The sequence below is a fragment of the Sanguibacter sp. 25GB23B1 genome (assembly GCF_040012415.1).
GTDB lineage: Bacteria > Actinomycetota > Actinomycetes > Actinomycetales > Cellulomonadaceae > Sanguibacter.
The window spans coordinates 1-14,486 of the sequence record NZ_JBDYKL010000036.1; the positions used below are offsets into that span (position 1 = coordinate 1).

14 protein-coding genes and 2 tRNA genes are annotated in these 14,486 nt (G+C 71.5%); 6 read left to right on the top strand and 10 right to left on the bottom strand.

From position 1 onward, the window contains the following. Positions 1–485 (top strand): GNAT family N-acetyltransferase (locus ABKW26_RS16665; protein ID WP_348595103.1); only part of this gene is annotated, 485 nt, incomplete at its 5' end. 30 nt (positions 486–515) lie between these two features. Here ABKW26_RS16665 and ABKW26_RS16670 read toward each other — a convergent pair. Continuing rightward, complete coding sequence (locus ABKW26_RS16670) at positions 516–1,541, bottom strand: thiamine-phosphate kinase (RefSeq protein WP_348595104.1); 1,026 nt, start codon at positions 1,539–1,541, stop codon at positions 516–518. Positions 1,542–1,708: 167 nt separating this feature from the next. Between ABKW26_RS16670 and ABKW26_RS16675 the strand changes: the two genes are divergently transcribed. After that, entirely contained in the window at positions 1,709–2,161 is a 453-nt protein-coding gene (locus ABKW26_RS16675; protein WP_348595105.1) for a DUF3515 family protein, read from the top strand. A 36-nt stretch (positions 2,162–2,197) separates the two neighbouring features. Here the strand turns inward: ABKW26_RS16675 and ABKW26_RS16680 are convergent, their stop codons facing one another. After that, positions 2,198–3,406: a D-alanine--D-alanine ligase family protein gene (locus ABKW26_RS16680; RefSeq protein ID WP_348595106.1), complete on the bottom strand. Its 1,209-nt coding sequence runs from the start codon at positions 3,404–3,406 to the stop codon at positions 2,198–2,200. Positions 3,407–3,448: 42 nt separating this feature from the next. On the opposite strand from ABKW26_RS16680, the gene ABKW26_RS16685 reads away from it, so the two are divergent. Both ABKW26_RS16685 and ABKW26_RS16690 read left to right on the top strand, forming a co-directional pair. Then, complete coding sequence (locus tag ABKW26_RS16685; RefSeq protein ID WP_348595107.1) at positions 3,449–4,663, top strand: aminotransferase class I/II-fold pyridoxal phosphate-dependent enzyme; 1,215 nt, start codon at positions 3,449–3,451, stop codon at positions 4,661–4,663. 120 nt (positions 4,664–4,783) lie between these two features. Beyond that, a complete protein-coding gene (locus ABKW26_RS16690; protein WP_348595108.1) occupies positions 4,784–5,494 on the top strand; it encodes a hypothetical protein in 711 nt (236 codons plus the stop codon). Positions 5,495–5,543: 49 nt separating this feature from the next. Here the strand turns inward: ABKW26_RS16690 and ABKW26_RS16695 are convergent, their stop codons facing one another. From ABKW26_RS16695 to leuC, 5 genes are all read right to left on the bottom strand, one after another. Then, a complete protein-coding gene (locus ABKW26_RS16695) occupies positions 5,544–6,542 on the bottom strand; it encodes an NAD(P)H-dependent glycerol-3-phosphate dehydrogenase (protein ID WP_348595109.1) in 999 nt (332 codons plus the stop codon). Further along, on the bottom strand, positions 6,539–7,372 hold the full coding sequence (locus ABKW26_RS16700) for a lysophospholipid acyltransferase family protein (RefSeq protein ID WP_348595111.1): 834 nt from the start codon (positions 7,370–7,372) through the stop codon (positions 6,539–6,541). Before ABKW26_RS16700 ends, ABKW26_RS16695 begins: the two co-directional genes overlap by 4 nt. A gap of 109 nt (positions 7,373–7,481) precedes the next feature. Beyond that, positions 7,482–8,798, bottom strand: a complete 1,317-nt coding sequence (gene murA / locus ABKW26_RS16705) for a UDP-N-acetylglucosamine 1-carboxyvinyltransferase (protein ID WP_348595112.1) — start codon at positions 8,796–8,798, stop codon at positions 7,482–7,484. Positions 8,799–8,960: 162 nt separating this feature from the next. After that, on the bottom strand, positions 8,961–9,596 hold the full coding sequence (leuD, locus tag ABKW26_RS16710) for a 3-isopropylmalate dehydratase small subunit (RefSeq protein WP_348595113.1): 636 nt from the start codon (positions 9,594–9,596) through the stop codon (positions 8,961–8,963). A gap of 35 nt (positions 9,597–9,631) precedes the next feature. Next, positions 9,632–11,071, bottom strand: a complete 1,440-nt coding sequence (gene leuC, locus ABKW26_RS16715) for a 3-isopropylmalate dehydratase large subunit (protein WP_348595115.1) — start codon at positions 11,069–11,071, stop codon at positions 9,632–9,634. Between the two features lie 109 nt (positions 11,072–11,180). On the opposite strand from leuC, the gene ABKW26_RS16720 reads away from it, so the two are divergent. After that, a complete protein-coding gene (locus tag ABKW26_RS16720; protein ID WP_012866122.1) occupies positions 11,181–11,900 on the top strand; it encodes an IclR family transcriptional regulator in 720 nt (239 codons plus the stop codon). A 160-nt stretch (positions 11,901–12,060) separates the two neighbouring features. Here ABKW26_RS16720 and ABKW26_RS16725 read toward each other — a convergent pair. Together ABKW26_RS16725 and ABKW26_RS16730 are read right to left on the bottom strand one after the other, a co-directional pair. Then, positions 12,061–12,133, bottom strand: a tRNA-Glu gene (locus tag ABKW26_RS16725). 109 nt (positions 12,134–12,242) lie between these two features. Further along, a tRNA-Gln gene (locus tag ABKW26_RS16730) sits at positions 12,243–12,314 on the bottom strand. A gap of 197 nt (positions 12,315–12,511) precedes the next feature. Here ABKW26_RS16730 and ABKW26_RS16735 point away from each other — a divergent pair. Beyond that, a complete protein-coding gene (locus ABKW26_RS16735; protein ID WP_348595117.1) occupies positions 12,512–13,339 on the top strand; it encodes a methyltransferase domain-containing protein in 828 nt (275 codons plus the stop codon). Positions 13,340–13,389: 50 nt separating this feature from the next. Here ABKW26_RS16735 and ABKW26_RS16740 read toward each other — a convergent pair whose 3' ends face one another. Beyond that, a complete protein-coding gene (locus ABKW26_RS16740; RefSeq protein WP_348595118.1) occupies positions 13,390–14,475 on the bottom strand; it encodes a putative sulfate exporter family transporter in 1,086 nt (361 codons plus the stop codon). Positions 14,476–14,486 lie beyond the last annotated feature (11 nt).

Consider the following 14,486-nt stretch of genomic DNA (forward strand, 5'->3'; position numbering starts at 1 on the left):
GCCCCGCAGGCTCCGGCGACGCAGGGACCATCGCGCGGATCCACGTCGCCTCGTGGCGGGAGGCGTACGCGGGCATCGTCCCGGAGACGTACCTCGCAGCGATCGACGAGGACTCCCGCACGAGCCGCTGGGCCGAGATTCTCTCCGGTGCCGACTCACGGACGTGGATCGCCGAGGTCGACCGGAGGACCGTCGGGTTCGCGAGCGTCGGACCGTCCCGCGACGAGGACGCCGAGCCCGGTGACCAGGAGCTGTACTCCATCTACCTGGACCCTGAGGCGTGGGGCCGTGGCGTCGCTCGCGAGCTCATGCGGACGGTGCTCGCCGAGCTCCCGGCCGGCACGCCGCTGTCCCTGTGGGTGCTGGCCGACAACGAGCGCGCCCAGCACTTCTACCGCCGTCACGGCTTCGCGGCCGACGGCGTCGAGAAGCTCGAGGACCTCGGTGGCGAACGGTTCACCGAGGTCCGCTACCGTCGCGCGTGAGACAGGCCGCTGCACGCGGCGAGCGACGTCTCAGCCTGCGAAGTGGTCCCAGCCACGACCGTCGACGGACGGTGCGTCGCCGCGCACAGTGACCCGTACCTCGGGCTTCGAGCCGTCCACCTCCGCGTCGCCCTGACGCCACGCCGGGAGCGTGCGCTCGTCGTGCACCCGCCCGACAGCACGAAAGCCCTGCGGCAGCGTCGTCCCCGCCGGGAATGTCGCCAGCATCCCGTGGTCCTCGCCTCCGGTGAGCAACCAGGTCAGGGGACCGGTCTCGAGCGCCTCGCACGCAGGCTGCAGGCCCGCGAGGTCCTCGGCGAGCACGACGGCCGGGTCGTCGAGGTCGACGAGGACCCCGCTCGCCTCGGCGATCCGACCCGCGTCGCGGAGCAGCCCGTCCGACACGTCGAGCATCGCCGTGGCACCGGCGGCCGCAGCACGGACCCCGGCGTCGAGGGGTGGCTCCGGCCGGAGGAATCCGTCGACGAGAGCCGGCGCGGCGGCGCCTCGACCGGCCTCGAGGAGGGCGAGGCCGGCGGCCGACCGTCCCAGCACCCCGGCGTGCGCGACGACGTCCCCCGGACGCGCGCCGGACCGCAGGACAGGGTCGCGGCCCTCGAGGTCGCCGTGCACGGTGACGGCGACGACGACCCGGTCTCCGCCGGACAGGTCGCCGCCGACGACCGATGCGCCGTGGAGCCCGCACGCCTCGGCCAGACCATGGGCGAGGTCGGTGACCCAGTCGACCTCGAGGGACCTCGGGACGACGAGGGCGACGACGAGCGAGGTCGTCCGTGCGCCCATGGCGGCGCAGTCCGCGAGATTCTGCATCGCCGCGCGCCATCCGACGTCGTAGCCGGTGGACCACGCCCGACGAAAGTGGTGATCCTCGACGAGGACGTCGGTCGAGACGACGAAGCGACCGTCGGGCGCCCGGACCACGGCCGCGTCGTCGCCAGGGCCGACGACTGTCGCGGGCCCCTGCGGGAGGAGCGGGAAGATGAGGGCGAGGAGCTGCGCCTCGGACAGGTCGGCGACGAGCAGTGGATCGGTCACGTCCGACACCCTACGTCCCGCGAGACGAGCGACGACGACCCGCCGCCGACCCGAGGCCGGCCCGACGATAGGCTGAGGGCGTGCTCCTCCGTCGGTCTCGTCGCTCCCCCGTCCCACCCTCAGGTCCTCTGTCCCGAGTCCGTCGTCCGTCCGCGTGGCGGGCCGCCGTGATCGGCGTGACGACCTGCCTCGTCCTCTCGGGGTGCACACCGACCATCAACGTCTCACCCGGCGCCGCCGCAGCGGACCCACTCTGCGCGCGGCTCGTGCTCGCCGTGCCGGAGACCGTGCTCGGCCAGCCGAAGGTGCGCGCGTCCGGCCAGGCGACGGCCGCGTGGGGCGAGGCCGGAGCGGCGATCACCCTGACGTGCGGTGTCGACGTCCCACCGCCGACGACGCAGGAGTGCGAGTCCATCAGCGTCGTCACCGGAGGCGTCGAGCAGACGTTCGACTGGATCACGACGAAGGACGACAACGGCTGGACCTATGTGAGCTTCGGCCGCGACCCCGCCGTGGCGGTCCAGGTCCCGACGAGCCTCGGCATGGGCCAGCCGACGGCCGCGCTCGTCGACCTCGCGCGAGCGGTCAGCGAGGTCGAGGCGACGCGAACCTGCCTCTGAGCTGCGGCTCAGCGAGCACAGCTCGGTGGGGCCGGCTCAGCGGAGCCCGGTCGGGCGTTCGAGCGCCAGCTCGAGGAGCTCGGTGATGAGGTCCGGATAGCTCAGACCCGTGGCTTCCCACATCCGGGGGTACATCGAGAACGGAGTGAAGCCCGGCATCGTGTTGATCTCGTTGACGACGACCTCCCCGGCGTCGGTGACGAAGACGTCGACCCGTGACAGTCCCTCCCCCGCGACGGCCTCGAACGTGCGCACGGCGATCTCGCGCACCTCGTCGATGGTCTCCTGCGGCAGGTCCGCCGGGCACGTGAGGACCACGCTCGCCTCACTGAGGTACTTGGCCTCGAAGTCGTAGAAGCCGTGCGCCTCGTCCGTCACCTCGATCTCCCCCGGGAGCGAGGCACGGGCACGCTGGCCTGCCCGTCCGCCGAGCACGGCGCACTCGATCTCCCTGCCGACGACCCCGGCCTCGACGATGACCTTGGGGTCGTGCCGTCGCGCTTCAGCGATCGCGGCGGGGAGGTCGGCGAGATCGGTGACCTTCGAGATCCCGAGGCTCGACCCGGCGCGGGCAGGCTTGACGAACACCGGCAGCCCGAGGTTCGCGATCGACTCCGTCCACGCCTTCTCGCGCCCTTCCCACTCCCCTGCACGGATGACCGTGAACGGCGCGACGGGCAGGCCCTGGCCGGCGAGGACGAGCTTCATGAAGTGCTTGTCCATCCCGACGGCGGAGGCGAGCACGCCTGCCCCGACGTACCGCACGTCGACCATCTCGAGCATGCCCTGGACGGTGCCGTCCTCACCGAACGGCCCGTGCAGGAGCGGGAAGACGACGTCGACCTCGCCGAGCACCCGCGGCAGCTCGCCGGGCTGGAGGACGCGCAGCGCGCGCTGGTCGACGGCGAGCGGGAGGATCACCTCGTTGTCGGCATCGGCGACCTCGGGGAGATGACCGTCCCGGATCTGCCAGGCGTCCGGGTCGTCTGCGGCGAGGACCCACTGGCCGCGGCGTGTGATCCCGACAGGGATGACGTCGAACCGGTCGCGGTCGATGGCACGCATGACGCCGGCGGCGGTGGCACAGGAGATGACGTGCTCGCCCGAGCGGCCTCCGAAGAGCAGGACGACCCGGGGTCGGGTGGAACCGGGAGGGACGCCGTGCGCACCGACCTCGGCACCCGGCGTCCGGGCTCCGTCGTGGTGGGGTGCGGCGTGCTGCTGGGGCGCGGGCTCGGTAGACATCGCGTGAGACTTTACCGGAGTCGGAGGAATAGGCTCGGCGCCATGACGAACGCACCTCACGACGACGCGCCGGCCGCGACCGGACCCGTCGCCGACCTCTCCCGAGCGACGCTCGCGGTCACCGCCGGACGGCCGCCCCGCACCCAGGGTGCACCGGTCAACCCGCCTGTCGTCCTGTCCTCGACGTACCACTCCGCCGGCACGCCCGGTCCGGGCGAGAAGCTCTACGCGCGGATCGACACCGAGACCTGGGACCCGTTCGAGGACGCCGTGGCAGCGCTCGAGTCGGCGTCGGAGAGCGGTGTCGTCTTCGGTTCTGGCATGGCAGCGATCGCGGCAGTGCTCTCGTTCGTCCCGGACGGAGGGCGGCTCGTCGTGCCGCGCCACGCCTACCAGGTGACCCTCGGCTTCGCGGACGACCTCGCAGCGCGGCACGGCATCACGGTCGTCCGGGTCGACATCGCGGACACGGAGGCGACGGTCGCCCAGCTCGAGGGTGCCGACCTCGTGTGGATCGAGTCACCGACGAACCCCATGCTCGAGGTGGCCGACCTCCCGGTGCTCATCGACGCGGCACACGCGGCCGGCGCGCTCGTCGCGGTCGACAACACCTTCGCCACTCCGCTCGTCCAGCGGCCGCTCGAGCTCGGCGCCGACGTCGTGGTGCACTCCGTGACGAAGTACCTCGCCGGGCACTCCGACGTCGTGCTCGGCGTCGCTGTCTCGAGCTCGGCGCACCTCACCGGCCTCGTCCGGGCCTACCGGACGCTTCACGGTGCGATCGCCGGCCCGTGGGAGGTGTGGCTCGCGCTGCGCGGGCTGCGCACCCTCGCGCTGCGTGTCGAGCGTGCCCAGTCGAACGCTGCAGAGATCGCGCGACGGCTCGCCGCGCACCCCGGCGTCGCCGAGGTCCGTCACCCGAGCCTCCCCCACGACCCGGGCCACGAGGTCGCCGTGCGCACGATGGACGGCTTCGGAGCCATCATCGGGCTGCGACCCCACGGTGGACGCGAGGCGGCGGACGCGATCGTCGACGCCGTGCGACTGTGGGTGCCGGCCACGAGCCTCGGCGGCGTCGAGTCCAGCCTGGAGCGCCGTCGACGGTTCGCGACCGAGTCGCTCACCGTGCCGGAGGACCTCCTGCGCATGAGCGTCGGGGTGGAGGACGTCGAGGACCTCTGGAGCGACCTGGAGCACGCCCTGGAGAGCGCCGTCCGGTCGACTCGGCCGCGCGCCGAGGTCGCATCGGACACCTGAGGCCCGGCTGCTTCGGGATCGTTCTCGGTTCGAGACTCGTCCGCGTCCCCGGACTCCAGCCGTCCCCGTACGCTCGAGAGTGCAGGTCCGCAGAGGGCGGACGAGGCGATCGGAGGCAGAATGAGGACACGGGGATCGATGGGCACGCACGGCACGCGGGAGCTCCTGCGGCGACGACCGCTCGCGGCAGCGATCGTGGCCGCACTGACCGTGACGACTCTCGCGGGGTGCGCGGGGGACGACTCGGAACCGGCAGACCCGAGCCCGACGACATCGGCCACCGACGACCCGGCCACGCCGTCGGCGACACCTGAACCGACGACGAGCGGGACCGAGACGTCCGTGCCCGACGACTCGAGCACCGCGGACGCCCCGCCGTTCTCTGCCGACACGTCGCCGGACACCGCGGAACCGTCCCAGGACGCGATGCTCACGGTGACGGACGTCCGCATCGGACGGCACGACGGCTTCGACCGGGTGGTCTACGAGATGGACGGGACCGGCACCCCCGGGTGGACGGTCCAGTACGTCGACCAGGCCGTCCAGAACGGCAGCGGAACCGTCATCGACCTCGCGGGCGACGGCACGCTCCAGGTTCTCATCAGCGGGAGCGCGTACCCGATGGACAGCGGTGCGGAGCCCTTCGAGAGCGCCGGCCCTGTCACCGGTCCAGGGACGGTCAGCGTCACCGAAGCCCGAGGATGGAGCGTCTTCGAAGGACTGACGGACGCCTTCGTCGGGCTGCAGACCGCAGGTCACCCGTTCCGGGTGTACCTGCTCGAGTCCCCGGTGCGCGTGGTCGTCGACATCGCCGACGAGACGACGTCGTGACCGCCCCGCGACGGGCTAGGGCCCCACGGCGGGCGCGACGCCTCGCGGTCTAGAGCCCTTCGGCCTTCTGGGGCCTGGCGAGGAGCCCACGTGCCATGTCGACGACCGGCAGGCCCTCGTGGAGCACGGCGACCACGGCTGCCGTGATGGGCATCTCCACTCCGACGGACCGTGCCAGCTCGAGGACCGACCGGCACGACTTCACGCCCTCGGCCGTCCCGCCGGTCGCTGCGATCGCGTCGTCCAGCGTCATGCCCTGACCCACGTGCTTGCCGAGGGTGTGGTTGCGGGACGACGGGGACGCGCAGGTGGCCATGAGGTCCCCCATGCCGGCGAGCCCGGGAAAGGTCTCGGCGTCCGCTCCGAGCGCGAGGCCCAGCCGGGCGATCTCCGCCAGCCCGCGCGTGATGACCGTCGCGGTCGTGTTGTAGCCGAAGCCCCTCCCCTGGGCCATGCCCACGGCGAGCGCGATGACGTTCTTCACCGCTCCGCAGAGCTCGACACCGACGACGTCAGAGTTTGTGTACGGCCGGAAGTAGCCCGACGAGCATGCCTGGGCGACGAGCGCCGCGGTGGCGGGGTCGGTCGAGGAGACGACCGTCGCGGTCGGCTGCCGCAGCGCGATCTCGCCGGCGAGGTTCGGGCCGGAGACGACTGCGACGCGGCTGTCGTCGATCCCGAGCGCGTGGGCGACGACCTCGCTCATGCGCTGGTCGGTGCTCAGCTCGACGCCCTTCATGAGGGAGACCGCGACCGCGTGCTCAGGGACGAGAGTGCGCAGCGGTTCGAGCGTCGCACGGGCGCTCTGGGACGGGATGGCGACGACGACGAGGTCGACGCCCTCGAGCGCGGCCCGGACGTCGGTCGTCGCAGTGATCGCGTCGGGGAGGACGATCCCCGGGAGGTACTTGTCGTTGACGTGGTCGGTCGTGATCCGGGCGGCGACGGCGGCGTCACGACCCCAGAGCCGGACGGTGCATCCCGCGTCCGCGAGGACCTGCGCGAACGTCGTGCCCCACGCGCCCGTACCGAGGACCGCGGCGATCACGAGGTCGCCCCATGGACGTCGTCACCGGAGACGTCGCCGCCGTCGTCGTCAGCCGGGGTCACGTCTCCGGCGTCGGCGACCGTCTCGACAGGCGCGTCCGGTGCAGCCTTGCGTCGCATGTCGAAGCGCACCGCAGGTGCCTTCTCGCCGCGGATCTCCTCGAGGATCTCCGTGATCGCCGTCATGATGCGCTCGGTCGCCTCACGGAGCACCGCGGTGTCCTGCGGCCGGTCGAGGAGGTCGCTCAGGTCGACGGGCCGTCCTGCGCGCACCGTCACGCGCTTGCGCGGAAAGGGCCGCAGGCGCTTGGAGTACTGGCCGAGGATGTCCTGCGGCCCCCACTGCGCCACCGGGATCACGGGGACACCGCTCGTGAGCGCGAGGCGCGCGGCACCGGTCTTGCCGGTCATCGGCCACAGGTCGGGGTCACGGGTGAGCGTGCCCTCGGGGAAGACGGCGACGCACTCCCCGCGCTGGAGCTCGCGCACCGCGTCGGCGAGCGACGACGCTGCACCGACGGTGTTGCGGTGCACGGGGATCATCTCGGTGCGGTCGAGGACCCACCGCAGGACGGGGATCTTCCACAGGGATGCCTTGGCGAGGATTCGCGGGGCGCGCGCCGAGTCGTAGACGAAGTGCGCGAACGTCAGCGGGTCGAGGTTCGTCATGTGGTTCGCCGCGACGATGAACCCGCCCGACGTCGGGAAGTTCTCCGCGCCGTGCCAGTCGCGCTTGCTCACGGCGAACAAGAACGGCTTCACGATCCCCGCGACCGTGCGGTAGGTCAGGTTCTTTCCGTCGCCGATCGGCGTCGTTCCCTCAGTCGTCACCGGCATAGGCTACCGCGCGCACGGACGCCCCAGGCCCGCACGCACGGACGCCTCCGGCCCGGTCGCGGGGAGGCGATCGGGCCGGAGGCGCAGTGCGACGGGGTCCGGCTCAGGTGCGGCTGAACTCTGCCCCGAGCGCCTCGAGCTTCTCCGTGAAGCGCTCGTAGCCACGGTCGATGAGCTGGATGCCCTTGACCGTCGACGTGCCCTTCGCGGCGAGCGCGGCGATGAGGTGGCTGAAACCGCCGCGGAGGTCCGGGACCTCGATCTCGGCGGCCGCGAGGGGCGTGGGTCCCGAGATGACGGCCGAGTGGTAGAAGTTGCGCTGGCCGAAGCGGCACGGGCGTCCCCCGAGGCACTCCTTGTAGACCTGGATCGTGGCGCCCATGCCGACGAGCGCGTCCGTGAACCCGAACCGGTTCTCGTAGACCGTCTCGTGGACGATCGAGAGCCCGGTCGCCTGCGTGAGCGCGACGACGAGGGGCTGCTGCCAGTCCGTCATGAAGCCGGGGTGGACGTCGGTCTCGAGGACGATCGACTTCAGCTCGCCGCCGGGGTGGAAGAACCGGATGCCGTCGTCGTGGACCTCGAACTCGCCGCCGACCTTGCGGAACGTGTTGAGGAACGCCGTCATCTCCGGCTGGGTCGCGCCCTTGACGTAGATGTCGCCGCCGGTGGCGAGAGCAGCGGACGCCCACGAGGACGCCTCGATGCGGTCGCCGAGCGCCGTGTGGCGGTATCCGGAGAGGCGCTCGACGCCCTCGATCCGGATGACGCGGTCGGTGTCGACAGAGATGATCGCGCCCATCTTCTGCAGCACGTTGATGAGGTCCATGATCTCGGGCTCGATGGCCGCGTTGGACAGCTCGGTGATGCCCTCGGCGCGCACGGCGGTGAGGAGGAGCTGCTCCGTCGCACCGACGCTCGGGTACGGGAGCGTGATCTTCGTGCCGCGCAGGCCGTTCGGCGCGGCGAGATAGATGCCCTGCTCGCGCTTGTCCACCTGGGCGCCGAACTGACGCAGGATGTCGAGGTGGAAGTTGATCGGCCGGTCACCGATGCGGCATCCACCGAGGTCCGGGATGAACGCTTCGCCCAGGCGGTGCAGCAGCGGTCCGCAGAAGAGGATGGGGATCCGGCTCGAGCCCGCGTGCGCGTCGATGTCGGCGACGTGCGCCGACTCGACGTTGCTCGGGTCCATGCGCAGGATGCCCGCAGGGGCGTCGTAGTCGACAGACACGCCGTGGAGCTCGAGGAGCCCGGACACGACGCTCACGTCGCGGATCTCGGGAACGTTGCGGAGCTCGCTCGGCCCGTCTCCCAGGAGGCACGCGACCATCGCCTTGGAGACGAAGTTCTTGGCGCCACGGACGGTGATGGTTCCGTCCAACGGGGTGCCACCGTTGACGTAGAGCAAATCATTCATGACGCTATGGTCGCCTATCGATGGGGTCCGGGCCTACTCCCGGCGCGGATGCGCACGGTGTCTTCACGCCTGGAACGCAACCGCGAGGCCACCTATTCCTCAGATGGCCTCGCGGCGGTGGTGCACGTGCACCGGGTGCTGCGGTGGCTCCGCAGCGGTGCGTCACACAGGCCGTGCGGCGACGATCTCCACCGGAGCGAGGTGCTTGGCCGGCAGCGTCTTCGGGCGCCAGGCGGCGCGGGTCGTCTCGAACTCGGTGATCTCGTCGGCGTGCTGGAGGGTCAGGCCGATGTCGTCGAGCCCTTCCATGAGACGCCAGCGCGTGTAGTCGTCGACGTGGATCGGGACGACGACGTCGTCGGCGCTCGCGGTGCGGTCCGCGAGGTTGACGGTGACCTCGGTGCCCGGGGTGGTCTCGAGGACCTTCCAGAGCAGCTCGATGTCTTCCTGGGCGACCTGGGCGGCGAGCAGGCCCTGCTTGCCGGAGTTGCCGCGGAAGATGTCGGCGAAGCGCGAGGAGAGCACGGCTTTGAAGCCGTAGTCCTTGAGCGCCCAGACAGCGTGCTCGCGGGACGATCCGGTCCCGAAGTCGGGCCCGGCCACGAGGACGGAGCCGCTCGAGTACGCGGGCTGGTTGAGGACGAACGCCGGGTCTCCGCGCCAGGCGGCGAAGAGCGCGTCCTCGAAGCCCGTGCGGGTGACCCGCTTGAGGTAGACGGCGGGGATGATCTGGTCGGTGTCGACGTTGCCGCGACGCAGCGGCACCCCGACTCCGGTGTGGGTGGTGAACTTCTCCATGACGAGTGACTCCAGGACGTGTGAGCGGTCGGCGATCAGGCGGGCAGGAGGGCGTCGGCGTCGGCCGCGTCCTTCGCGAGGTCGGCGGGCGACGAGAGGGTCCCGCGGATCGCGGTCGCCGCGGCGACGAGCGGCGAGACGAGGTGGGTGCGCCCACCCTTGCCCTGCCGGCCTTCGAAGTTGCGGTTCGACGTGGATGCGCTGCGCTCCCCCGGTGCGAGCTGGTCCGGGTTCATGCCGAGGCACATCGAGCACCCGGCGTTGCGCCACTCGGCACCGAAGTCGAGGAAGACCTTGTCGAGCCCTTCAGCCTCTGCCTGGAGGCGTACGCGCGCCGAGCCGGGGACGACGAGGACGCGGAGCGTGTCCGCCTTCTTCTGGCCCTCGACGATCTCGGCGACGGCACGGAGGTCCTCGATGCGACCGTTCGTGCACGACCCGATGAAGACGGTGTCGATCGCGATGTCGCGCAAGGGCGTGCCGGGGTTGAGGCCCATGTACTCGATGGCACGCTCGGCGGTGACGCGCTCGTTCTCGTCGGCGATCTCCGCCGGCACGGGGACGTTCGCAGAGAGCGGCAGGCCCTGGCCGGGGTTCGTGCCCCAGGTGACGAAGGGCTCGAGGTCGGTGGCCTCGAGGACCACCTCGGTGTCGAAGGTCGCGTCGTCGTCCGAGCGCAGCGTGCGCCAGTACTCGACGGCGGCGTCCCAGTCGGCACCCTCAGGGGCGTGCGGGCGACCCTTGAGGTACTCGAAGGTGGTCTCGTCGGGGGCGATCATGCCCGCGCGGGCACCGGCCTCGATGGACATGTTGCAGATCGTCATCCGGCCCTCCATGGAGAGCGCCCGGATGGCCTCGCCGCGGTACTCCAGGACGTAGCCCTGGCCGCCGCCGGTCCCGATCTTGGCGATGACCGCGAGGATGATGTCCTTCGCGGTGCTGCCCTCGGGCAGCGCGCCGTCGACCGTGATCGCCATCGTCTTGAACGGCTGGAGCGGGAGCGTCTGGGTGGCCAGCACGTGCTCGACCTCGCTCGTGCCGATACCGAAGGCGAGCGCACCGAACGCGCCGTGGGTCGAGGTGTGCGAGTCGCCGCACACGACCGTGAGGCCGGGCATCGTCAGGCCGAGCTGCGGCCCGACGACGTGGACGATCCCCTGGTCGGCGTCGCCGAGGGAGTGCAGGCGGACGCCGAACTCCTTGGCGTTGTTGCGCAGGGTGTCGATCTGCGTGCGGCTCGTGAGGTCCGCGATCGGCAGGTCGATGTTGAGCGTCGGGGTGTTGTGGTCCTCGGTCGCGATCGTCAGGTCGGGTCGCCGCACGGGCCGGCCCGCCAGTCGGAGGCCCTCGAAGGCCTGCGGGCTCGTGACCTCGTGGACGAGGTGGAGGTCGATGTAGAGAAGGTCCGGCGAACCGTCGCTCCCTCGGCGCACCAGGTGCGCGTCCCAAACCTTCTCTGCCAGCGTGCCGGCCATCCGTGTTCCTCTCGTGCACGTGCACCCGGTGGGGGTTCACGGGCGCTCTCGGGGGTGTTTCTCGGTGAGCCTATTTGCGTCTCAGCCTTCGAGACTGCAATATCGACCTATGGACAATTCTAGCGGAGTCGGAGTGCTGGACAAGGCAGCATCCGTTTTGGGCGCTCTCGAGGCAGGACCGGCCACCCTCGCACAGCTCGTGGCGGCCACTCGTCTGGCCCGCCCCACGGCCCATCGCCTCGCCGTGGCACTCGAGCACCACCGGCTCGTCACGCGCGACATGCAAGGTCGGTTCGTCCTCGGACCGCGCCTCAACGAGCTGGCGACAGCCGCGGGAGAGGACAGGCTGCTCGCGGCAGCCAACCCTGTGCTGACCGCTCTGCGCGACCATACAGGCGAGAGCGCACAGCTGTACCGCCGGCAGGGCGACCAGCGCATCTGCGTGGCCGCCGCCGAGCGTCCCGTGGGGCTGCGCGACTCGATCCCGGTGGGTGCGACCCTGACGATGCACGCAGGCTCGGCAGCGCAGATCCTCCTCGCCTGGGAAGAGCCCGACCGCCTGCACCGCGGGCTCCAGGGGGCGAAGTTCACGGCGACGATCCTCTCGGGGGTCCGCCGCCGCGGGTGGGCACAGTCCGTGTCCGAGCGCGAGGTCGGTGTCGCATCGGTCTCCGCCCCCGTCCGCGGTCCGTCGGGGCGCATCGTCGCCGCCGTGTCCATCTCCGGTCCGGTGGAGCGGCTGAGCCGCCAGCCCGGTCGCCTGCACGCCGGTTCCGTCGTCGCGGCGGCGAACCGTCTCACCGAGGTGCTGCGCCGCTCGGGCGAGTAGTCGGCGCGTGCGCTGCTCGGCACCGAGCAGCGCACGCCCGCATGCCGTGCGGCAGCGCCGCTGCGCCGACGACACCGACCGCTCCTGGACAGGACGACGGTTCCTGGGCAATGTGCCGGACGACGAAAAAGGCCCGGTCAGATGACCGGGCCTTTCGCTGTACCCCCAACGGGATTTGAACCCGTGTTACCGCCGTGAGAGGGCGGCGTCCTAGGCCGCTAGACGATGGGGGCCTAGGAACCTGAGCATCTGAACCTGACGTTCGTCTGCTCAACTTCCGAGTGAGAACTCTACCTGATGCTCAGCCGTGGTCGTGCCACTGCCTCGCGGGCAAGATCTGCGCTGGGGTACCAGGACTCGAACCTAGAATGTCGGTACCAGAAACCGATGTGTTGCCAATTACACCATACCCCACCAGGGTATCGCCGACGGTCAAGACCCGCTCTCGCGGGGCTCACCCGTGGGCTCCACCGGTCGGAAACGTTACCTGACGGTGGGCGATCCTCCAAACCGTGGGCAGCTCCGCCCCGCCGCCTCGCTGCGCCGCACCGCACGAGCCGCGCCCACCCGCACCGGTGGACCGGCGCGCCGCTCCGTGCAACGGTCAGAGGATGAGGAGCGATCACGAGAGCAACACTGACGGCACGGCCAGGGTGGAGCCCCGCCTCGACCCCGCCTCCGTGCGGGACCGCGCGGCGTCCTTCGGGCGCGGAGCACGCGCCTACGCGCTCTCGCGCCCCGCGTACCCCGATGCGGCAGTCTCCTGGTTGCTCCCCGACGACGCGGGCCCGCACACCCATGTGCTCGACCTCGCAGCCGGGACCGGGAAGCTCACCGCCAGCCTCGTCGCGCGCGGTCTGCACGTCACGGCGGTCGAGCCGTCCGACGCGATGCGTGACGAGCTTCACACCGCGCTCCCGAGCGTCCGGGCGCTCCCGGGCCTCGCCGACGACATCCCGCTCCCTGACGCATCGGTCGACGCCGTCGTCGTCGGACAGGCCTGGCACTGGTTCACCCCGGAGACCGCCGTCCCCGAGATCGCGCGCGTGCTGCGACCGGGCGGCCGGCTCGGGGTCGTGTGGAACGTCCGGGACCACACCGTCGACTGGGTGGACGAGTTCACCCGGATCATCCATCGCGGCGACTCGCTCGCCCCCAACCACCACACCCCGAGACTCGCCGTGGACGAGCACGAACGCTTCGGCCCGACAGAGCACACCACGGTGCCGTGGACGGACCGGACGACCCCGGCCGGTCTCCGGACGCTCGCAGGGTCCCGCAGCTACCTCCTGACGCTGCCTGCCGCCGCTCGAGAGACGCTGCTCGACGAGGTGGACCACCTCGTCGCGCACCACCCGGCCCTCGCCGGACGGACGGACCTGCGGCTCCCCTACCGGGCGGAGTGCTGGCGCGCGACGCGCAGGTCGCCGGCCGCATAGGCGACCGAGAGACCGTCGGCGTCACGCACGGGTCGGCGCTCTCGTAGCACTCAGGTGAGCGCGAGAGTGGCGGCGAGACCCACCCCGGCGCAGAGCGTCGCGGCTGCCGCTCCGAGGCCGAGCGCACGTCGCCCGGTCCGGACCAGCCGCACGAGGTCGACGCTCGTACCGAGCGCGAACATCGCGGCGGCGAGAAGGACGTCTCGCACGGACCCCGCGACCTCCAGGACCCCCTCGGGGAGCAAGCCCGTCGACCGGAGCGCAACCGCTCCGAGGAAGCCGAGCACGAAGCCGGGGACCAGCCGAGGACCTCCGCTCCCCCGGTCGTCGGTCGCGCGCCCGGACCACACGACGGAGACCATCGCGACCACCGGTGCCAACAGGACGACGCGCGTGAGCTTGGCGACGGTCGCCGCCGCGAGAGCCGCCCCGGAGACCACGCCTGCCGCGGCGACCACCTGAGCGACCTCCTGGACGCTCGCTCCGATCCACAGCCCCGCCTGGGCGTCGGTGAGGCCGAGCGCGTCCGCCGCGAGGGGCATGACCACGATCGCCAGCGAGCCGTACACCGTCACGAGCGCCAACGCGGTGCCCAGGGCGACGTCGGCGTCCGCGGCGTCGCCCCCGGGCCCCACGGCACCACCGGGCACCGACGGTCGGTCGGCGACCGCGCCACGGACGGCAGCGATGGCGACCGCCCCGCAGATGGCGAAGCCCGTCGCGACGTAGAGCCGGGTGAGCGCCGGTACGGCCAGCAGCCGGCCGAGGAGGAGCGTGCCGCTGAACGTGCAGGCGACCGTGATCGCGACGACAGCCAGGCCGCGCCAGCCGAGCGCACCGAGGTGGGCGAGCGAGAGCTCCAGACCGAGCAGGACGACTCCGGCGCGCAGGATCGTCCTCGCCGTGACGCCGAGTCCGGGCCGGAGCGTCCGCGCGCCCGTCCGCCCGCCACCACCGAGGCTCCCGAGAGCTGCCCCGACGAGCATAGCGACGACGAGCGGCGACACGACGACCCCGATGCTCCGAGCGACGAGCCCGGAACCTGCGAGGCTCGTCACGCTCACCGCGAGGGCGAGCCCCACGCCCGGGAGCAGCTGGCGGGCTCGAGCGCCGCGCGATCGGTCGTCTGTGTGCACTCCTCCACCCT

Coding starts and splice junctions, on each gene's coding strand:
- ABKW26_RS16680 (WP_348595106.1), bottom strand. CDS start 3,406: ATGTCTACCGAGCCCGCGCCCCAGCAGCACGCCGCACCCCACCACGAC.
- ABKW26_RS16685 (WP_348595107.1), top strand. CDS start 3,449: ATGACGAACGCACCTCACGACGACGCGCCGGCCGCGACCGGACCCGTC.
- ABKW26_RS16720 (WP_012866122.1), top strand. CDS start 11,181: ATGGACAATTCTAGCGGAGTCGGAGTGCTGGACAAGGCAGCATCCGTT.
- ABKW26_RS16690 (WP_348595108.1), top strand. CDS start 4,784: ATGAGGACACGGGGATCGATGGGCACGCACGGCACGCGGGAGCTCCTG.
- leuD (WP_348595113.1), bottom strand. CDS start 9,596: ATGGAGAAGTTCACCACCCACACCGGAGTCGGGGTGCCGCTGCGTCGC.
- ABKW26_RS16735 (WP_348595117.1), top strand. CDS start 12,512: ATGAGGAGCGATCACGAGAGCAACACTGACGGCACGGCCAGGGTGGAG.
- leuC (WP_348595115.1), bottom strand. CDS start 11,071: ATGGCCGGCACGCTGGCAGAGAAGGTTTGGGACGCGCACCTGGTGCGC.
- murA (WP_348595112.1), bottom strand. CDS start 8,798: ATGAATGATTTGCTCTACGTCAACGGTGGCACCCCGTTGGACGGAACC.